18 protein-coding genes and 1 tRNA gene are annotated in these 19,369 nt (G+C 61.1%); 9 read left to right on the forward strand and 10 right to left on the reverse strand.

Translation table 11 applies throughout. The features are described 5' to 3' along the window. Positions 1-66 precede the first annotated feature (66 nt). Positions 67-381 carry a 50S ribosomal protein L21 gene (rplU, locus tag NJLHNGOC_RS13785; protein ID WP_113596886.1) on the reverse strand — a complete coding sequence of 105 codons (315 nt, stop codon included), beginning with the start codon at positions 379-381 and terminating at the stop codon, positions 67-69. A gap of 278 nt (positions 382-659) precedes the next feature. Between rplU and NJLHNGOC_RS13790 the strand changes: the two genes are divergently transcribed. After that, a tRNA-Ser gene (locus tag NJLHNGOC_RS13790) sits at positions 660-749 on the forward strand. Between the two features lie 130 nt (positions 750-879). On the opposite strand, the gene guaD is transcribed toward NJLHNGOC_RS13790, so the two are convergent. The 4 genes from guaD to NJLHNGOC_RS13810 form a co-directional block, all read right to left on the reverse strand. After that, positions 880-2,220 carry a guanine deaminase gene (gene guaD, locus NJLHNGOC_RS13795; RefSeq protein ID WP_113596887.1) on the reverse strand — a complete coding sequence of 447 codons (1,341 nt, stop codon included), beginning with the start codon at positions 2,218-2,220 and terminating at the stop codon, positions 880-882. Positions 2,221-2,298: 78 nt separating this feature from the next. Then, positions 2,299-4,497 carry an FUSC family protein gene (locus tag NJLHNGOC_RS13800; protein ID WP_113596888.1) on the reverse strand — a complete coding sequence of 733 codons (2,199 nt, stop codon included), beginning with the start codon at positions 4,495-4,497 and terminating at the stop codon, positions 2,299-2,301. Positions 4,498-4,680: 183 nt separating this feature from the next. Then, entirely contained in the window at positions 4,681-5,919 is a 1,239-nt protein-coding gene (locus NJLHNGOC_RS13805) for a UdgX family uracil-DNA binding protein (protein ID WP_113596889.1), read from the reverse strand. A 49-nt stretch (positions 5,920-5,968) separates the two neighbouring features. Then, positions 5,969-6,301: a TIGR01244 family sulfur transferase gene (locus NJLHNGOC_RS13810; protein ID WP_113596900.1), complete on the reverse strand. Its 333-nt coding sequence runs from the start codon at positions 6,299-6,301 to the stop codon at positions 5,969-5,971. A gap of 311 nt (positions 6,302-6,612) precedes the next feature. Here NJLHNGOC_RS13810 and NJLHNGOC_RS13815 point away from each other — a divergent pair, with 311 nt between their 5' ends. From NJLHNGOC_RS13815 to ihfB, 3 genes are all read left to right on the forward strand, one after another. Further along, a complete protein-coding gene (locus tag NJLHNGOC_RS13815; RefSeq protein ID WP_113596890.1) occupies positions 6,613-7,044 on the forward strand; it encodes an ArsR/SmtB family transcription factor in 432 nt (143 codons plus the stop codon). Between the two features lie 386 nt (positions 7,045-7,430). Then, positions 7,431-7,895 carry a MucR family transcriptional regulator gene (locus NJLHNGOC_RS13820; RefSeq protein WP_113596891.1) on the forward strand — a complete coding sequence of 155 codons (465 nt, stop codon included), beginning with the start codon at positions 7,431-7,433 and terminating at the stop codon, positions 7,893-7,895. A gap of 1,091 nt (positions 7,896-8,986) precedes the next feature. Beyond that, positions 8,987-9,283 carry an integration host factor subunit beta gene (ihfB, locus tag NJLHNGOC_RS13825; protein WP_113596892.1) on the forward strand — a complete coding sequence of 99 codons (297 nt, stop codon included), beginning with the start codon at positions 8,987-8,989 and terminating at the stop codon, positions 9,281-9,283. A gap of 98 nt (positions 9,284-9,381) precedes the next feature. Here ihfB and NJLHNGOC_RS13830 read toward each other — a convergent pair whose 3' ends face one another. Beyond that, positions 9,382-10,266 (reverse strand): LysR family transcriptional regulator, encoded by an 885-nt coding sequence (locus NJLHNGOC_RS13830; RefSeq protein ID WP_040510888.1) that lies wholly within the window; start codon positions 10,264-10,266, stop codon positions 9,382-9,384. 78 nt (positions 10,267-10,344) lie between these two features. After that, positions 10,345-11,322: a thioredoxin-disulfide reductase gene (trxB, locus tag NJLHNGOC_RS13835; RefSeq protein ID WP_113596901.1), complete on the reverse strand. Its 978-nt coding sequence runs from the start codon at positions 11,320-11,322 to the stop codon at positions 10,345-10,347. Between the two features lie 158 nt (positions 11,323-11,480). Between trxB and NJLHNGOC_RS13840 the strand changes: the two genes are divergently transcribed. The 3 genes from NJLHNGOC_RS13840 (at position 11,481) to NJLHNGOC_RS13850 (ending at position 14,619) form a co-directional block, all read left to right on the forward strand. After that, positions 11,481-11,951 carry an Lrp/AsnC family transcriptional regulator gene (locus tag NJLHNGOC_RS13840; RefSeq protein WP_113596902.1) on the forward strand — a complete coding sequence of 157 codons (471 nt, stop codon included), beginning with the start codon at positions 11,481-11,483 and terminating at the stop codon, positions 11,949-11,951. Between the two features lie 77 nt (positions 11,952-12,028). Next, on the forward strand, positions 12,029-13,153 hold the full coding sequence (locus tag NJLHNGOC_RS13845; RefSeq protein WP_113596893.1) for a glycosyltransferase: 1,125 nt from the start codon (positions 12,029-12,031) through the stop codon (positions 13,151-13,153). Continuing rightward, a complete protein-coding gene (locus tag NJLHNGOC_RS13850; RefSeq protein ID WP_338045555.1) occupies positions 13,150-14,619 on the forward strand; it encodes a glycosyltransferase family 39 protein in 1,470 nt (489 codons plus the stop codon). The genes NJLHNGOC_RS13845 and NJLHNGOC_RS13850 overlap by 4 nt, the downstream gene beginning before the upstream one ends. On the opposite strand, the gene NJLHNGOC_RS13855 is transcribed toward NJLHNGOC_RS13850, so the two are convergent. The 3 genes from NJLHNGOC_RS13855 to NJLHNGOC_RS13865 form a co-directional block, all read right to left on the reverse strand. Further along, positions 14,600-14,974, reverse strand: coding sequence for a response regulator transcription factor (locus tag NJLHNGOC_RS13855; protein WP_113596895.1), 375 nt, complete (start codon positions 14,972-14,974; stop codon positions 14,600-14,602). The genes NJLHNGOC_RS13850 and NJLHNGOC_RS13855 overlap by 20 nt on opposite strands. Continuing rightward, a complete protein-coding gene (locus NJLHNGOC_RS13860; protein ID WP_113596896.1) occupies positions 14,971-15,474 on the reverse strand; it encodes an NUDIX hydrolase in 504 nt (167 codons plus the stop codon). Before NJLHNGOC_RS13860 ends, NJLHNGOC_RS13855 begins: the two co-directional genes overlap by 4 nt. A 101-nt stretch (positions 15,475-15,575) precedes the next feature. Then, a complete protein-coding gene (locus NJLHNGOC_RS13865) occupies positions 15,576-15,983 on the reverse strand; it encodes a hypothetical protein (RefSeq protein ID WP_206059803.1) in 408 nt (135 codons plus the stop codon). 198 nt (positions 15,984-16,181) lie between these two features. Between NJLHNGOC_RS13865 and guaA the strand changes: the two genes are divergently transcribed. Both guaA and NJLHNGOC_RS13875 read left to right on the forward strand, forming a co-directional pair. After that, positions 16,182-17,792, forward strand: a complete 1,611-nt coding sequence (gene guaA / locus NJLHNGOC_RS13870; RefSeq protein WP_113596897.1) for a glutamine-hydrolyzing GMP synthase — start codon at positions 16,182-16,184, stop codon at positions 17,790-17,792. A 305-nt stretch (positions 17,793-18,097) separates the two neighbouring features. Continuing rightward, complete coding sequence (locus tag NJLHNGOC_RS13875; protein WP_113596898.1) at positions 18,098-19,294, forward strand: tyrosine-type recombinase/integrase; 1,197 nt, start codon at positions 18,098-18,100, stop codon at positions 19,292-19,294. Positions 19,295-19,369 lie beyond the last annotated feature (75 nt).

Below are 19,369 nucleotides of genomic sequence, written 5' to 3' on the forward strand. Positions count from 1 at the left end.
CCTGAAACTTGTTGACTGATCTTGACCTGGACCGGCGGGCATCAATCGCTGCCCCCGGTGCGGGGATCAGGCAGCGTTGATTGCGGCGATACGCACCACGGTCACGGGCTGACGGTGGCCGTTCTTGCGGCGGCTGTTCTGCCGACGGCGCTTCTTGAAGATGATCACCTTCGCCAGGCGGTCCTGCGCGATGACGGTCGCGGTGACGGTCGCGCCGGCAACGGTGGGGCTGCCGATCGTGGTGGAACCTTCGCCGCCGACGGCCAGGACCTGATCGAACGTGATGGTGACGCCGGCTTCGGCTTCCAGCTTCTCGATCTTCAGGACGGTGTCCTTGGAAACGCGGTACTGCTTTCCGCCGGTGCGGATAACTGCGAACATAATTCTCTGTCTTTCCGATCTCTGGGTCAGCGCGGCACCGTCAGGATGTTGGTGCAGGCGGCGTGGCCCGGTCGCTTTTTCACATTGGCCGCGAACCATGCGCGGCACCCCCCGTCTGCGCGGGGGTTGAGGGCAGGCTTCTAATCGGCGGGGGGCGGTCCGTCAATCGTTATTCCCGATTCCGCGCATGTTTCGCGCGCGGGCGCAAAAAACATCCGCAACCCCTTGCGCGCGTTGCATGTCCACCGTATAAGCCCGCACCAACGCCGCTGACATCAGGAGAGGTGCCGGAGCGGTCGAACGGGGCGGTCTCGAAAACCGTTGTGCGTGCAAGCGTACCGTGGGTTCGAATCCCACCCTCTCCGCCAGATGTCATGTCCTGCGCTGTCATGCCCGCGCTATGGCGCGACAGGCAATGCAGGTAAATCTTTCCCAGACAATATGTGTCAGCCCTACCCGTGGAACCTGCGTCAGGCCACGTTTCGTGCCGTGCGGCGTTCAGTCGCGCTCATGCACCAGCCGACCCGCGACATAGGTGGCGCGAACGCTGCGGTCGTCCCCCAGCATCATGAGCGAGAACAGCAGGTCGCTGATCGAATCGCATGACTGGACCCGCAATGCCTGCAACGGCGTCGCCGCGGGGTCGAGGATGCACAGGTCCGCCTCCATCCCCGGCGCGATCGTCCCGATCCTGTGATCGAGGTGCAGCGCACGCGCCCCGCCCGCCGTCGCCAGCCAGAAGGCCTGTATTGGATGCAGGCGATGGCCCGTTCCCTGCGCGACCTTGTAGGCTTCGTTAAGGCTCTGCAGCTGTGACAGGCTGGTGCCCGCGCCGATGTCGGTTCCCAGCCCGACCCGGACCGGGCGTTTCGGGTCGAGGGCATCGAACAGCCGGAAGCTGCCACTGCCGAGGAACAGGTTGGAGGTCGGGCAATGGGCCAGCGCGCATCCGGCATGATGGCAGGTCGTCAGGTCCTGTTCATCGACATGGATCGCATGGCCCAGGATGGCGCGCGGACGCACAAGGCCGGCATGCGCGTACACGTCGAGATAGGAGCGGCGCGCCGGGAACAGGGTGCGTACCCATTCGACCTCGGCCAGGTTTTCCGCAAGGTGCGTCTGCATGAAAAGCGTGTCGTCATGGGCAAGCAGGGCGCCGGCAAGTTCAAGCTGCCCTTCGCTGCTGGTGGGGGCGAAGCGTGGGGTCACGGCATACATCTGCCGCCCGCGCCCGTGCCAGCGGCGTATCAGCGCGAGGGAGTCGTCATATCCGCCCTGTGCCGTATCGCGCAGGGCAGGGGGCGCATTGCGGTCCATCAGGACCTTTCCGGCGATCATGAGGGTATCGAGACGTTCTGATTCGCGAAAGAACGCCTCGACCGACTGGGGATGGACCGTGCAGAACACGGCCGCCGTCGTCGTGCCGCACCGCAGCAGTTCGGTCAGGAACCGTCGCGCGATATCCTGCGCATAGACCGGATCGCCAAAACGGCTTTCGGTCGGGAAGGTATAGCGTTCCAGCCATTCCAGCAGCTGTTCGCCATAGGCGGCGATCATCGGCAGCTGCGGATAATGGACATGCGTGTCGATGAAGCCGGCTGAAATCAGGCTGTCGGGATAATGCACGATGCGGGCGTCGGGTGGCAGGTCGGGATGGACGTCCACATACGCGCCGAGCGTGACGATCCGTCCGTCGCGGATGACGACCGCGCCGTCTTCCTCATGATACAGCGCGAGGAGCGGATCGCAGGTGAAAGGGTTGTCGCGAAACGTGACGACCCGCCCCCGCAGGACCAGGGTTTCAGGGTGCAGGGGTTTGGTCGGGTGCGTCTGTGTCATCTGGCCCTGGTCGCTGGTGCGGGTATGGAACGGCGGCCCTCAGCCTTTCGTGCGCATCACGGGCCGTCGTTCGTGTTCCTAACCGATCATCTCGCTGGAGCGATAGGGCTGCGATGCGTCAAGGAAGGCGGCATTGGCATCAAGTTCGTAAGAGATGACCAGAAGATAGGCAATGGCGCGTGTCATCTCCACACGGGCGGTGATGTTGGTTTCCTTGGCCTCCAGCATCCGCAGCGCGCGCGTGGCGTTGCGGGCGACCCGCGCCGTGCGGCCGTAACGGCCACTGAACTGCGCCATGCGATGCAGGAACAGCGAAATCGCGCGGTTGGCGGACTCCGGCAGCTGGCTGCGTTCGAGGACGACGCGCAGGCGGATGATGTTCAGCCCGATCGTCATGGCGGACAGCGTGCCCTGCAGATAGGCCTCGATCGTGGGGGAGGGAGTGGGGCCCGCATGGCGGATCAGGCGGGAGAAACGGTCGGTGTTGCGTCCGATCCACGCCCGTGCCTGCGGCAGCGGATTGGCCGAAGCCAGGTGCCGCAGGTCATGCAGCGTGCGGTTGCGCATGCGCCAGCGTTCCTCGTCGCTGTTGAACGGCAGCACGGCGCGGAAGATCAGGACCGCGAAGCCGATGCTGCACAGCAGGGCGAACGAGGCATTGAAATAGGCGATTTCGTTCAGGCGGGTCTGGTTGCCCGGACCGACAAGGTTGGGCAGGAACAGGGAATATGACGCCGCCGCCCCGGCCGTGGCGGGATTGCGCGCGGCAAGGCCGCCGGCAATCATCGGCAGGGCCAGGATAGCCGCCAGCATTTCGAATTCCGCCGGTCGCGGCAGGAACAGCAGCACCAGGAAGGCCGATACGAACACGGCCCAGCACGCGCCGCGCAGGAAGTTCATGGTGCCCAGGACCGGGTTTTCGCGCGTGGCGAACAGGCCGCATGTCACGGCCACCATTGTGATGAACCCGATGCCGTTCGACCATGCCGTGACTTCCCATATCAGCGCGGATGTCCCGATCGCAACGGCGGCGCGGACGCCATTATACAGCGCCTCCTTGAAATCGCGGTGGGCCTGCAGGCGGAAATGGAAATGATCGCCCCGGATTTCGTGCTGGCTAGCGTCGAATTCCTCGATCGCCTGTTCCAGTTCCCCCAGAAGCTCGTCCAGCGCGTTATGCAGGATGCGGCAGTTGAGCAGGCGCTCGATGGTTTCGGTATCGTGTGGCTCCGTCGCGCTGAGTTCCTCCGTCAGGGCGTCGATGATGCGCTGGCGGCATACGCTGCGCAGATCCTGAAGGTCGCTCAGCAGCTGCGGTATCTGCGCATCGGATTCCAGGCGGGCGGGCAGGCCCAGCAGGTAGGTGCGGGTCAGCAGGCTGGTTTCGGTAAAGACGGGGTTGATCGTGCCCAGCGCCTTGATGCGCGCCATCATCCCCAACCCGCGCGACAGCAGGACCGACACTGCCGCCAGTGCCGCGCGCGCATGATCGCCCTCATGCCCGTGGGGGCCCATCTCGACCTCACTGAACTCGATCTGGTCGTTGATGGACAGGATGGTGCCGAACAGGGCGCGCGAACGCACGAAGGCTTCCTCGTCGCCTGCCAGAAGGTTGGCGACCGCCTGTGTCGAGGTACTCAGCGCCGTCTGGATTTTCTGCCGCATGTTCTTTTTCGCGGCAGAGGCAAGGTTATGCGCGAACAGGACCGCGACAAGCGTCTCGCACGAGATGCCCAGCACGATATAGGTCGTGCGCGACATCGTTATCATGAAGATGTTGTCGGGATCCTGACTGGCCGCCAGTGCGATGATGGCACAGGTATAGCCCGACAGCACCAGCGCATAGGACCGGAAATTGCGCACCAGCGTCGCGCATCCGCAGCATATCCCGATCCAGATGCTCAGCGCCGGAAAGAACAGCCACGGCGCCTGTGGAAAGGAGCAGACGATCACCACGGCGCTGATCGCCCCGAGCGCCGTGCCCACAAGGCGCCATCGCGCCTTTGACAGGCTTTCCCCGCGCGATCCCTGCGCCACGATCCAGACCGTCATGGCGGCCCAGGGCGGGCTGTCGAGTTCCATCCACATCGCGATGGTCAGTGCCATCAGCGCCGCGAAGGTCGTGCGCAGGGCAAAGGCCAGTGCCTCTGGCGTGGGGGCGTAGAGCCATTTCAGGCGGCTCATGCGGTTGTAGCCGGGAGGGGAGAGAATCGAAAAATCTCGTCCGCGAAAGACGCGCGCGATAAGGGAGGGAACTATCTTCAGGTCAGCTGGCACAATATGCGGCTTCCGGCGGTAGCGGTACTGGGGGCGGTTCCTTGATAAACCAAGATCGCGGCAGGTAACGGTGCCGGGAGCGCATATCAGTCATTGGCTTTCCTCGTGGCAGGGCCGGGCTGCATGCCACATGAAAGAAAACAGCCCTTTATTTGTTCCATCCGTGGATGAATGGGATACGGGTCACGACGAAATCAGGCTGCGGGCAAGGCGCAGATCCTCCACAAACCGTGCATATTCGCGTTCCCGTGCCTCGGCCGTGGGCTGACGCAGCAGGAATGATGGATGCACCGTCACCAGTCCCTGTGTCACGTCATCAAGCGGGATCGGATGTGATCTCTCCCGTCCTATAACGACAGGGCGTTGCAGGATTGCACTGGCCGCAGTCGCGCCAAGCATGACCAGAAGGCGCGGTCGGACCAGCCGGCGCTCCGCCTGCAGCCATGGCGCACAGGCCCTGATTTCCTCCACCCCGGCTTTCTGATGGATGCGTCGGCCATTGCGCCTGAAAAATTTGAAATGCTTGACCGTGTTCGTCACGTAAACGTCGTCGCGCGCGATGCCGACCTCCTGCAGGGCGCGATCGAACAGCTGTCCCGCAGGCCCGACAAAGGGGCGGCCGATCAGATCCTCCTGATCTCCCGGCTGTTCGCCCACGAACATGAGGGAGGCGGTCGCGCTGCCTTCGCCAAAGACGGTCTGGGTCGCGTGATGCGCCATGGGGCAGATCAGGCAGGATCGGGCGGTTTCCGCCACGGCGGGCAGGGAAGTGATGCGTTCGATGTCCATCCCCTCCACCAGCGTCAGGGCAGGAGGGGGAAAGGAGTCCGGGCTGGCATCGCGTAACGCGCCTTCCAGATGGAGCGCATCGCCATCCCATCGCATCGTGCGGTCGCCCATTTCGAGGCGCCATGGCTGGAACGAAAGCTGCAGCGTGATGAAACGTGCGTTGCATTCGGGGACGCAGCTGGCCGGTGCGTCGCAGGTACCTTCCCACGTGCCCGTGCCCCCGTCATGGCGCAGTTGCGCGGCAAGGGCACGTAGCGCCCGCGTATCGTCGCGCACGCCTTCGGCCAGAGCCTCGGCCCGGGCGATGTCCGGGGCGGGGGCGCTGTCGTGCTGTCCGTTCCTGCCGGCAACGTGGTGCGCGATCAGGCTGTAGGCCAGTCCGAACCGGTCGGGCGCCTGCGTCTGGAGCACATCGCCCGCCAGTTGCATGACAGCGCGTGAAACGCCAAAGGTCGCGTGGGGCGCGGGGCTGTCCGCCAGCGGCGTCGCAAGGCCGGGTGTCCCGACGGGTGCCGCCGGGTCCTGGATGTCCCACACGATGTCTTCGGGCCTGATGCCGTGCAGGATCAGGGTGCGCGTGGCATTGCGCCAGGTCGCGAAATCCAGACAGTGGGCCAGAAGAACGGTGGGCATGACAGGAACCCTGCGCGGTGTCGGATAAGGCGGTGCAGACAGGTAAGGATCAGCCCTGCCGGGCGAGGGTCCACAACTGTCCCACCCGGTTGCCCGAGCGGCAGTAGCCCAGGATGGGACCGTCCATTTCCTCAAGCGCCCTGCGCATTTCCGTCACCTCATGCTGCGTGACCTGTCCCGGCACGACAGGCAGGAATGCGAACTGCAGGCCGGCGGCCAGCGTGGCGTCCTTCAGGCTTTCCGCGGTTGGCTGACCGTATTCCTCCCCGTCGGGGCGCATGCAGATGATGCCGCGGAAACCCTGTCGGACAATTTCCGGCAGGTCGGCAGGCGTGATCTGCGAGGCAGCGGTGAAATCGGGGCTGAGAGGATAGAGTTGCATCATATTGATCCTGATGGGATAGGGGCCGCGAGTTTGTCCTGATATGCCTCCTTTCGTGGAGAAGGGGCAAATGGTTAATAAATTAATATATTCGTGTATGTAAAATAATCCTTATGTCGTGTAAACTTTATGGTCGCAAACGACATATTCATATCGTGGGTACGATGTCCTTCATCAAAGCATGCACGTGGAAAAGATATTGGGAAAGATATTCAGGGGTGCAGGCGGCTTTGCATGCGGACGGCGCGCCGATAGGGAATGGCTCTTTCTTTTTTCTGATGCCGAGTGCGGCAGTATTACGGTAACCGATCATGAATGCGATAGTAGAAAACCTTCCGCGCACGCGGGGGGCTGCCGAACTTCTGGCCCAGCGCCTGCGTCTTTTCGCACAGCCCCAGCGGCTTCTTGTGCTGGCCACCCTGCTGGAGGGGGAAAAGAGCGTCGGGCAGATCGAAAGCGCGACAAGTATAGGGCAGCCGACATTGAGCCAGCAGCTGGCGGAACTGCGCCGCGCGGAAATAGTCGTCACCCGCAAGGAAGCGCGGCAGGTCATCTACCGGATCATCACCGATGAAGAAGCGACGCGCATCCGTTTCATGTTTTCGATAATGGATCCATCGGTTGATATCCATGAGATCATGGCGAAGGTCGGTGAAGACGCCATTGAGGAGATGAATACAGATGTTTCGCGCCCCTGTGTGGTCTCGGCGGCGCGTTTCGTGCGTATTTCTTCACCGGAATAGCGAAACATTCCCGTCATTCCCGATGTTATGACATGGCTGTGCGCGGATGGTTGCTGTCGCGGGGCTGGAACTGAATAATCGTTATTTCGGCATCTTCCCGGTGTTACATCCGGTTTCAATATGAAAATGTAATTTATAATTCAGACCTCCCGGATTGCCTGCGCCAACAGAGCATACGCCATGAAAAGCACTGTCGCATGGGATGCCAGAGTGACCGTTTCGTGAGGGAGGTGGGATGTTTATTGGGCATATTTCCTTATTTTAATTTGATTTTGGATGAAACGAGTATTGTATCCGGTGCTTTTATTGGCTACTGCGTATTCGGGGCGGGGATGGTGCCTGTATTGAAACGGCATTCGTCACGATTAAAGAATTGGAATAGAATTATGTCTGACGCTGAGCAGGATTTCTCTTTTCTTGAACTGACCACGCAGATCGTGTCAGCTCATGTCTCAAATAATGCCGTGGGAGCAGATACTGTTCCGGATCTTATCAAGCAGGTCTATCAGGCCCTGACCTCGCTGGACCAGCCGGCGGTGGAACCTGAAAAGCTGCAGCCTGCCGTGCCGATCAAGCGTTCCGTTTTCCCCGACTATATCGTCTGCCTTGAGGATGGAAAGAAGCTCAAGATGCTCAAGCGGCATCTGCAGAGCGCCTATGGCATGACCCCTGAACAGTATCGGGAGCGCTGGGGCCTGCCGAGCGATTATCCAATGGTCGCCCCCAACTATGCCGAGCGCCGCTCCACGCTGGCGCGTGAAATCGGTCTGGGACGCAAGATTACGGCCGCATCCGCCGAGACCCCCGTTGAGGCCCCGGCCAAGCAGCGTCGCGGGCGCAAGTCCGCCTGATTGATGCCGGTCCGACCGTGGACTTCTGCCGCTGTTTTCTTTCATGGAAAGAGTGTTTGAAGACAGCCGGCCGATAGAAATGGTAAAAGCTCCTGGGCGCTGCTTTTTTTTTAAGGCAGCGCCCATGGAAGCTTTTTTTGATTGCCTGATGTTTCACAGGAATTTTTAAAAAATCCCTGATCCTTCCATGAATTATAAAAAACATGGAAGATGATGCTGATGTGATGGTAACCCGCCTGGTTCCAGGGGGATGTCTGTTACTTCATCGTATTGTTTTGGTCGGCATGTCCGCCCGCAGTCTGCGGACGGATCGGGTGAATGGGGTCGGCCTGTTCCCTGTCAGTATATCATCAATAACGTAATCGCCCGATATATCATTGGCATGTGGGGTCTGAGGCGCGCGGGCAGTCGTGATCCCATGATGTATGGCGGGACACCGGCGTGACGTCATGGCTGGATGCGACCAACGGAAATCGACCCTGTTTCGATGGAAATCCCCTCCGGGTCAGCGAGTTACATGATCACAGTTTTGGCATCGTTCTGATCCCGCATCATTCTGGATTACCGGGTGCGAACAAGGGGACTTCGTGCGGAACGCGGGTATTCTCCGGGCCTGCCCGAGCGGGGCAGGGGATTGATGCGCCTGTCTTTCGGTACAATGAAGGAACAGCAGCTGTTATCGGGCGCGTATCGATCGTCGTCGGGGGGAATGGTTGGTGTTGCAGGATATGATTTGTGGCTTCTATGATTGTCTGTCCGCTGGCTGATGCAGGGATGCCTGTCGCCTTGTGACAGGATGATGGAAGTGACAGGCGCTCGTTTCTATGCTGGTGCGCGGGCCATGTCCCTTGGATGATCGGGTAAATCCGGTGGATGGTGCATGCTCCCATCCAGCGGGGAATAGCCCGGTCATGGATGTGAAACCGGATACTTCATTTCATCTTGACGGGAGGCTGCATCTGTTGGGAAGTGTCAGTGGCCTTGTTACGAAGGCGGATCGTATGAATGGCCTTTTTCAACAGGATACGGACCTTGACGAAGCCGTTGCGATCTGGAAACCTTAATTTACATTAAATATAGAGGGAAGCAGGATGACCAAATCGGAGTTGATTGCCGAACTTGCCGCAGCCAATCCACATCTTCCCGCTCGTGATATAGAGCAGATTGTCCAGACGATATTTCATGAAATCAGCGCCGCGCTGGCGCGTGGCGATCGCGTCGAATTACGTGGTTTTGGTGCGTTTACGGTAAAGAAACGCGATTCCCGTACCGGTCGCAATCCGCGTACTGGTGAAATCGTTGCTGTCGAGGAAAAGGTGGTCCCATTTTTCAAGGCAGGCAAGGAACTGCGTGAACGGGTCAACCATCAGGGCGGCGCGGAGGCCTGAATTTTATTTACCAACGCTTCTTCCCCCATCAGGAAACGAAAAAAGGCTCTGTGTCACTGACAAAGCCTTTTTTCACATGACCGGGTTTTTTGCGCAGGTCAGTGCCGGGCGTTGATTTCCGCCAGCAGGAAGTCACGGAATACCGCCACGCGCTTGGACGTGCGCAGTTCCTCGGGATACACGAAATAGGCATCCACGGTCGGAAGGGGAACTTCCGGCAGGATCTTCACCAGATTGGGATACTGGTTGGCGGCGTAAAGCGGGATCGACCCAATGCCGATGCCTGCGGCGATGGCGCCCGCCATGGCGGCCAGACTGTTGACCTCCAGCCGCGCCTGACGGCGTTCATCGGATGGAACTCCGGTTTCCGCCAGCCAGTTAATATGCGGCACGGGCGGGTGATAGCCCCCGAACAGGACCAGCTTGTGGGCATTGAGCTCCTCAAGCGTGGTGGGGGTGCCGTGTTCGTTCAGATAGGACTGCGCGGCATAGATCGGCAGGGGGAAGTCGGCAAGGTGCCGCTGGATCAGGTCCGGCTGGCGGGGGGGATGCATGCGCACCGCCACGTCGGCCTCCCGCATGCCCAGATCCAGATCATTATCCTCAAGGATGAGGGTGATGGAAATATCCGGATTGGTGTCCATGAAACGGTGCAGGCGTGGCGTCAGCCAGCATGTGCCGAACCCGGTGGTTGTCGTGACACGCAGCCGTCCTGCCGCCTTCTCCTTGCTTTCGGTCAGCAGCGACTGCGTCATTGCCAGCTTGGAAAAGACTTCACGCACCGTCTGGTTCAGGGTTTCGCCCTGTTCGGTCAGGATCAGGCCACGTGCATGCCGATGGAAGAGGGGAACCTGCAGTGCTTCTTCCAGGGCGGAAATCTGTCGGGACACCGCTGACTGGCTCAGATTGAGCACGTCGCCTGCATGGGTGAACGACCCGGCTTCGGCTACTGCATGAAATATCCGGAGTTTATCCCAGTCCACGCGTTGACTCCGTTCCTAATTATAAAATTGCCATTTGTTATGACGTTCTGGCTGTCGTGAAGGAAATACCAGAGCAGGTCAAGAACTATGGGGAGTTTTGGGCGGATTTTCTGCCAGAAAACGTTCTGCTTCCAGCGTGGCCATGCATCCGGTGCCTGCGGCGGTGATGGCCTGGCGGAAGATTCTGTCCTGCACGTCGCCGGCGGCGAACACGCCCGGGACCGATGTGCGGGTACTGCCCGGCGTGGTAACGATATAGCCATCTGCGGCGATGTCCACCTGTCCCCTGAACAGGTCGGTGTTCGGGCTGTGGCCGATGGCGACGAACACGCCATCCGTATCCACCGTGGCCGGTTTTCCTGTCACGATATCGTGAACTTCAATATGGGTGACGACCGGGGGCGTTCCCGACCCGGCGACGCGATCGACGACCGTGTTCCACATGACCGAAATCCGGGGATTGGCGAACAGGCGGTCCTGCAGGATTTTTTCCGCCCGCAGCGTATCGCGCCGGTGGATCAGCGTCACATGCGCCGCGTGATGGGTCAGGTAGAGGGCTTCCTCCACCGCGGTGTTGCCGCCCCCGATGACGACAACCCGCTTGCCACGATAGAAAAAGCCGTCGCACGTCGCGCAGGCCGAAACGCCACTGCCCTGGAACTCCTTTTCGCCCGGGATGCCAAGCCACCGCGCCTGCGCCCCGGTCGCGATGACGATGCTGCGCGCCAGATAGATGTCTTCCGAATCCCCTACGGCCCTGAACATTCCCGTCTGCGGGTCCGCCTTCAGGCTGCATGAAACGATGATGTCGTCGATCAGGCGCGTACCCACATGTTCCGCCTGCGCCGCCATCTGCGCCATCAGTTCGGGACCCTGCACCCCCTTGGCAAAGCCGGGATAGTTTTCGACGTCCGTCGTGATCATCAGCTGCCCCCCCGGCTGCAGGCCGGCGACAAGGATGGGGGACAGGCTCGCGCGGGCCGCATAGATGGCGGCAGTATATCCGGCAGGGCCTGCGCCGATGACAAGCAGGTCGGTGGTGTATGTATTGGGCATGGAATCAAAACCGTTATGGTCACTGGGATGGTCATTGGGGACGATGGGATTGGTATGATCGTCCACTGGCGCGAAGGCAAGGGTTAGGGTAGGAGAGGCGTCATCACGGCGATATCGGGACAGGAGACGATCCCGGTAGGATTATGATTGAAACGTGCATGGCGGAACGGATGACGGAACTGGACGCGATTGATCGGCGGATTGTCGCCGAACTGCAGGCCGATGGACGCATGACGAATGTCGAGCTGGCACGCCGGGTGGGAATTTCCGCGCCTCCATGCCTGCGGCGCGTCAGGCGGCTGGAAGAAGAAAAGGTCATCCTCGGCTACCATGCGCAGACCGATGCGGCCAGCCTGGGCTGGTCCATCACGCTGTTCGCCCTGATCGGCCTCGACAGCCAGAAGGAAGCGGTGCTGTGCGCGTTCGAGAACGAGATTTCCGCATGGCCCGAGGTGCGGGAGTGTCACATGATTCGTGGCGGCGGGGATTTCCTTGTCCGTCTGGTCGCGCGTGACGCCACGCATGAAAATCAGCTGACCCAGCGCCTGACCGAAGCTGCCCACGTGGTCCGGGTGCAGACCCTGCAGACCATTCGCAGCAGCCTGGAACGGCCGGGCGTTCCGGTCTGAACCGTCCGGATGCTATCGTCCGGGCGTGGCCGTATTTCCCGGTCACGGTTTGCCGTAAGGATGGACCATTGGTGCCGATGACCGGCAATCAGGCGTCAGGTGGGGAAAATGGCTGCGTGCCGCCACGGATAAGCGTGGTGGTGCCCTGTTACAATGAACGCGACAATATCCGCCCCATGATCGATGCGCTGCACCGGGCGCTGGCGGGGCGGGAGTGGGAGGTCATCTTCGTCGATGACGATTCCCCCGACGGGACCATCCATGTCGTACGGCAGCTTGGTGCGCGCGACGCGCGGGTGCGTGGCCTGCTGCGGCTGGGGCGACGGGGGCTGTCCTCTGCCGTGATCGAGGGCATCCTGTCGTCCTCGGCCGAAATCGTGGCGGTGATGGATGGGGACATGCAGCATGATGAACGCTGCCTGGGTCAGCTGATCGATGCCATTTCATCAGGCGGAAACGATATCGCCATCGGCAGCCGGCATGTCGAAGGTGGCGACAGCCGTGGCCTGGCCAGCCGCTGGCGGCACGTGCTGTCCGATGCGGGGATCCGCATAGCGCGGAAATTCCTGCCCGTTGAGGTCAGCGATCCCATGAGCGGCTTTTTCGCGATACGGCGCGACCTGTTCACGCGGATCGCGCCGCGTCTGTCCGGCACCGGGTTCAAGATCCTGCTCGACATCATCATGTCCGCCCCCGGGGCGTTGCGCGTGGCGGAGGTGCCCTACGTGTTCCGTGCCCGCGTCGCGGGTGAAAGCAAGCTGGATTCCATGGTCCTGATCCAGTTCGCGACGATGCTGCTCGACAGGATGTGTCATGGCTACCTTCCGGTCAGGTTCGTCAGTTTCTGTATCGTCGGCCTGCTTGGAATCGGCGTGAACCTGGCCGTGCTGTCGGTGCTGGTGCAGTGCGGGGTCGGATTCCGGGTGGGGCAGGCGGTCGGAACATACGTGTCGATGATCGGCAATTTCTGGCTCAACAACACGCTGACCTATCGCGACCGGCGCCTGAAGGGGGGCGCGATGTTCGGGGGGCTGTGCCTGTTCGTGCTGAGCTGTTCGGTTGGGGCGGTCGCCAATATCGGCGTGGCGCAGATGATCCTCAATGACGGACGTTACTGGACGTGGGCCAGCGTCGCCGGGGCGGCCATCGCCGCGGTATGGAATTATGCCGTGTCATCGACGCTGATATGGAAAGTCCGGTGACCTCCATCCGGGCATGGTGCGGCCTGCTGCTGCTGGCGACCATGGTGCGCCTTGTGCTGGGGTGGTACCTGCCCCTTTCCCCGGACGAGGCCTATTACTGGGTATGGACGCATGCCCCGGCGGCCGGATATCTCGATCATCCGCCGATGGTCGCGCTGTGGATCGGGGCGGGAAGCGCCCTGTTTGGCGACGGCGGCGCTGGCATCCGCTGGATCGGAACGGGTGCCACCGCGCTTTCAACGGTTTTTCTGGCACGCGCGATCCAGGATTTCCGCCCGGCGACACAGCAGGCGCCACCCGGGGGGGCGGCAGCCGTCCGGGGTGTGGCCCTGCTGCAGGCGACGCTGGCGATTGGCGTGAATGCCGTCGTCATGACCCCCGATACGCCCCTGCTGTTTTTCATGACCGTCCTGCTGTGGGCGCTGGGTCGCCTGATGGTAACACACAGGGCGCGATGGTGGCTGGTGGCGGGCGTGGCGCTGGGACTGGCGTTCGACAGCAAATATACCGCCGTGTTGCCCGGTGCGGGCATGGCGGGCTGGCTTCTGTTCCACGGGGCGGGCCGCGCATGGCTGCGGCGTCCCGCCCCGTGGCTGGCGGCTGGCCTGTTCCTGCTCGTCATTTCGCCGGTCCTGTGGTGGAACGCGACCCATCACTGGGCCAGCCTGCTGCGCCAGGGCGGGCGCGTGGGGGACTGGCAGGCGGGACGCGCCATGCAGTTCGTCGGGGAACTGGTGGGGGGACAGGCGGGACTGGCGACGCCCGGCATATTCCTGTTTTTCGCGGGCGGCATGGCATGGATGCTGCGCAATGCCCGACGCGTGCCCGCCTGCGGGCTGCTGCTGTGGATGGTGCTGGTGCCGACGGTGGTCTTCGTGGTGCATGCCCTTGGGGACAGGGTACAGGCGAACTGGCCTGTCATCCTTTATCCCATGCTGGCGGTCGCGGCGGCGCAACTTGCGTGGAAATGGTGGAAAGGGGCGGTGGTGCTGGGTGCAGTCCTGTGTGGCCTGATCTTTGTTCAGGCCGCGTTTGAACCCCTGCCGCTTTCGGCGCACACGGACGTGGCCCTGCGTCAGATGGGGGGCTGGCCGCAACTGGCGGCACAGGTAGACGCGATCGCCATGCAGGATGATTTCGTGACGGCCTGCGATTATGGCACGGCATCCGAACTGGCATTATACATGCCGCAGCGCACGGTGGTCGGGATCGAGGCGCGATGGGCACTGTTCAACCTGCCGCATGCGATACGGGGCGAGGGGATCATGGTCTGCAATCCGCGCCGTACGTTCGATCCGCAGTTCTTTGCGCAGGTCAGCCGCGTCGGGACCCTGCGACGGCATGGCCGTATCCGCGACGCGGAAATGCTGGATGTCTATCGCGTGCGCATGGCGGATACGTTACCGGACGACCTGCAACCCGACATCGCGGTCCTGTCGCGTCCTGTCATGGGATCGAGGGAGTAGGCATCCCTTCGGCAAGGCAGGCCTCCAGCCGTGCCAGCAGGGTCTTCATGCGGAACGGCTTGCTCAGCGCCGGCAGGTCGGGATAACGGGCCAGCCGGTCCGGGTCGCCGCTGATGACGATGACGGGCACGTTTCGCGCCCGCAGGGCATCGATGACCCTGTCCGGCGCGCCATCGGGCAGCGTCAGGTCAACCAGCGTCGCATCGAACGTCTCATGCGCCAGCCGCGTCATCGCGCTGGCCGTGTCGGGGCACGTCGTGACCTGAAATCCCGATGTCTCAAGAACCGTCAGGAGAAGGTTGGCGATCATGTCCTCATCTTCAACGACAAGGATATGACGGGTGTGTTGTGTCATGCGTCTGTCCCCTCGGTAACCGGGAGTCGACCGTAGCCACGAAGCTGCGTCGCGTGGGGCCACGGAACGACCCCCCGCGATGACAGGGCAAGTTGGCCGAGTTCCAGCAGCCCCTTGCTCATGTCCTGCGGATTGTCACGCACATGTGAGAGGTCGAACCATCCCACGTCGCAGGCATCATCGCCTGCCTTCAGCGCCGTGGTGCCATTGTCGATGCATTTCACGGCCACGATCAGGTAATGGAAGCGGACAGCGCCGGTTTCGTCCCGATCAATCAGGTCGAAGGCCGTAAGCGCGCCTTCCGCCCGCGTGGCGAAGCCCGTTTCCTCGCGCAGTTCGCGTTCGGCGGCGGTCAGGAAACTCTCCCCGACCTGAATCCGCCCGCCCGGAAAGCCCCACAGTCCCTGATCGGGCGGGTTGCGCCGCTGCACCAGCAGCAGCTTTTCCCCCCGTGTCACGATCGCCAGCACCGCCCCGGAAATTGTCGAAATACCTGACATTTCCCCACTATAACGCCCCGGCAGCGTAAAAAGCCATGCTCTGGCCGGGTGGGCGAGATGCCTATTGCGTGAGGATATCCGCCATGTTCACCGCGGGCATCTTACTGCGGGCGCCTGAACACGACATGCGCCCGGCAGCGGGGCGTGCCATAGGTGCCCACGATCGTATCGTCCTGCGGATGTGCCTCCAGCACCATGGGGAAGGGCTTGCTGCCGGGGGAGGAGACCACGGCCTGCAGGTGATAGTGCTGATGCTGCGCATCCGGTGTGCCGTGCAGGCTGATGGACCCGTCGGCCGGCGTGAAGGTCGTGCGGGTCTGGTCCACCTGAAAGGTCGAGGGCGCGTGCGTTTCCTCGCACGTTCCCTGATCGGCGATAAGGGTCCCGGTCCACAATCCATAGGGATCCTTCTGCGCATCCGCATGCGCTGGCCGGGCGCAGGCGGGCGAAAATGTCGCGCCACACAGGGCGGCAATCGCGAAAAATAATCGGGGGAATGACGCTTTCATGACGTAACCATGTGATTTCACGAAATAAACTTTCAAGGGGCGAAAACGGCCCAATATGTCATTCAGGCCGCTTATTCAGCCGACACGCACAATGATGTTGTGCTACGTCATCTGGCAACGCATATCCGACATTTGCAACGCCCGCCCGTCATGGGGCGGATGTGTTGCATGCGTCATGCCGCGACCGGAAGAGTGAGAATGAGCGAAAGTGTGAAAGCATCCCAGATCGACAGCGCAGGCGAGGTCCTGGAAGAGACCCTGCATGAAGACCGGATCCTGATCCTTGATTTCGGCAGCCAGGTGACCCAGCTCATCGCCCGCCGTGTCCGGGAAAGTGGCGTTTATTGTGAAATCTGGCCCTTTTCCAGTGACGAGGCAAAAATCCGCGCCTTTGCCCCGAAGGGCATCATCCTGTCCGGCAGCCCCGCCAGCGTCCTGGACAAGGACGCGCCGACGATCCCGGATGTCGTCTTTGCGCTGAATGTGCCCGTGCTGGGCATCTGCTATGGCCAGCAGGCCATGTGCAAGCAGCTTGGCGGGACGGTCGAACATCACGAACATCGCGAATTCGGTCGCGCCCATATCGACATCATCAAGGACTGCGCCCTGTTCCGTGGCACATGGGCCAGGGGCGCGCGCGAACAGGTCTGGATGAGCCATGGCGACCGCGTCACGAAACTGCCGCCGGGATTCCAGGCCGTCGCGGTCAGCGAGGGCGCGCCCTTCGCCATCATCGCGGACGAGGGACGTCGCCTGTATGGCGTGCAGTTTCATCCCGAAGTGGTGCACACCCCGCATGGGGCCGCGCTGCTGCGCAATTTCACGCATGATGTCGCGGGCTGTCGCGGCACGTGGACCATGGCCGGCTTCCGCGACATGGAAATCGCGCGCATCCGCGAACAGGTCGGCAAGGGCCGCGTGATCTGCGGCCTGTCCGGCGGGGTGGATTCCTCGGTCGCGGCCGTACTGATCCATCAGGCGATCGGCGATCAGCTGACCTGCATCTTCGTTGATCCGGGCATCCTGCGCGCGGGTGAGGCGGATGAGGTCATCAAGACATTCCGCGACCGGTTCAATATCCGCCTGATCCATCGCGATGCGTCCGACCTGTTCCTGTCCGCGCTGGAGGGCGTGACGGATCCCGAAATCAAGCGCAAGACCATCGGGCGCCTGTTCATCGAAGTTTTCGAGGAAGAGGCAGCCAAGCTGGGCGGGGCGGAGTTCCTGGCGCAGGGGACGCTGTATCCTGATGTCATCGAGAGCGTCAGCTTCACCGGCGGTCCGTCCGTAACCATCAAGTCCCATCATAACGTGGGGGGACTGCCGGAACGGATGAAGATGAAGCTGGTCGAACCGCTTCGTGAACTGTTCAAGGATGAAGTCCGTGCCCTCGGGCGGGAAATGGATATCCCTGAAACCATCGTCGGCCGTCACCCATTTCCCGGACCGGGGCTGGCCATCCGTATTCCGGGTGCCATCACCCGCGAAAAACTCGACCTGCTGCGGCGGGTGGATTCCGTGTTTCTGGAGGAAATACGCGCAGCCGGCCTGTATGATGCGATCTGGCAGGCATTTGCCGTGCTGCTGCCGGTGCGCACCGTCGGTGTCATGGGCGATGGCCGAACCTATGATTACGCCTGCGCACTGCGTGCCGTGACCAGCACGGACGGGATGACGGCGGATGTTTACCCGTTTGACATGGGGTTCCTGAACCGCGTGGCCGGACGCATCGTAAACGAAATCCGCGGCATCAACCGCGTGACCTACGATATCACGTCCAAGCCCCCCGGCACGATTGAGTGGGAATGATCCCGCGTCTGGCATAGGGTGGCACCACCCGGCATGAAATTGCCTTAAAGCCCGCAGAAATGCGGGCTTTTTTGTTTTTTGGTCCGGCATTGTCTGGCATCGAACGGTATCGCCAAGCAGTTATTTTTTATGGCATAGTGCGTGGCACTGACTGAGTCTGACGCCATGATTTTTGTTGATACCATGTCGGACATTCTATGGGTGTCATGGTATCTATATTTAATAACCATATGAATAATAATGATTTTATCCGGTTATTTTGATGGTTTTGGTCATGGTATCGTCGTTTGGAGTGCCATGAACCGATGCTGACTGATACCAAACTGCGCAATCTCAAGCCGACGGATAAGCTTTACAAGGTGAATGACCGCGACGGGCTGTACGTCGCGGTGACGCCTGCGGGCAGCATCTCGTTCCGATATAACTATGCGATCCACGGCAGGCAGGAGACTCTGACCTTTGGCCGGTATGGCGTTGGGGGCATCACTCTGGCCGAAGCCCGTGAGCAATTAGGGGAGGCTAAAAAGCTGATCGCAGCAGGTAAGTCACCCGCCAAGGAAAAGGCTCGCGACAAGGCGCGGATCAAGGGCGTGGAGACGTTCGGCGCGTGGGCCGAGAAGTGGCTGCGCGGATATCAGATGGCGGCCTCCACCCGTGACATGCGCAAATCCGTTTACGAGCGGGAGCTCAAGCCCAAATTCGCCAGTCAGAAGCTTGTCGAAATCACTCACGAGGACCTGCGGGCACTAACCGATGCCATCGTCGAACGTGGTGCTCCGGCGACTGCGGTGCATGCACGAGAGGTGATGTTTCAAGTCTACCGGTGGGCTATCGAACGGGGGCAAAAGGTCGAAAATCCGGCTGAACTGGTTCGCCCGACCAGCATAGCAAAATTTGAGCCAAGGGATCGTGCTCTGACGCCTGAAGAGATCGGCCTGATGTATCAGTACATCGAACGCATCGGCACCACCCCCTCGATCCGGGCCGCAGCCAAGCTGCTTTTGCTGACGATGGTCCGAAAGAGCGAACTGACCAACGCAACGTGGAGCGAGGTCAATTTTAGTCAGGCGCTTTGGACGATCCCCAAAGAGCGGATGAAGCGGCGTAACCCCCATTTGGTATTTCTGTCGCGACAGGCTCTCGATATTTTCATTGCCCTGAAGACATTTTCCGGGGGCTCAGATTATATATTGCCGTCCCGCTACGACACCGATCAGCCGATGAGTAGTGCCACGCTCAATCAGGTACTCACGCTGACCTACAGGCTCGCTCAGAAAGAAGGAAAGCCGCTCGCAAAATTTGGTCCTCATGATTTGCGCAGGACGGCAAGCACTCTGCTGCATGAGGCCGGCTATAATACCGATTGGATCGAAAAGTGCCTTGCTCATGAACAGAAAGGGGTAAGAGCCGTTTACAACAAGGCTGAATATCGTGAGCAGCGCACCGCTATGCTGCAAGACTGGGCTGATATGATTGATGAATGGACGATCAAGCCACGTTAACGATCGTTTTCTTGACGTTTTTTTAGGCTCAGGACCCATTGATATGAGTGTCAGGATGTGATTCAGGCTCGTTGA

The sequence above is a fragment of the Novacetimonas cocois genome, assembly GCF_003311635.1.
Taxonomy (GTDB): domain Bacteria; phylum Pseudomonadota; class Alphaproteobacteria; order Acetobacterales; family Acetobacteraceae; genus Novacetimonas; species Novacetimonas cocois.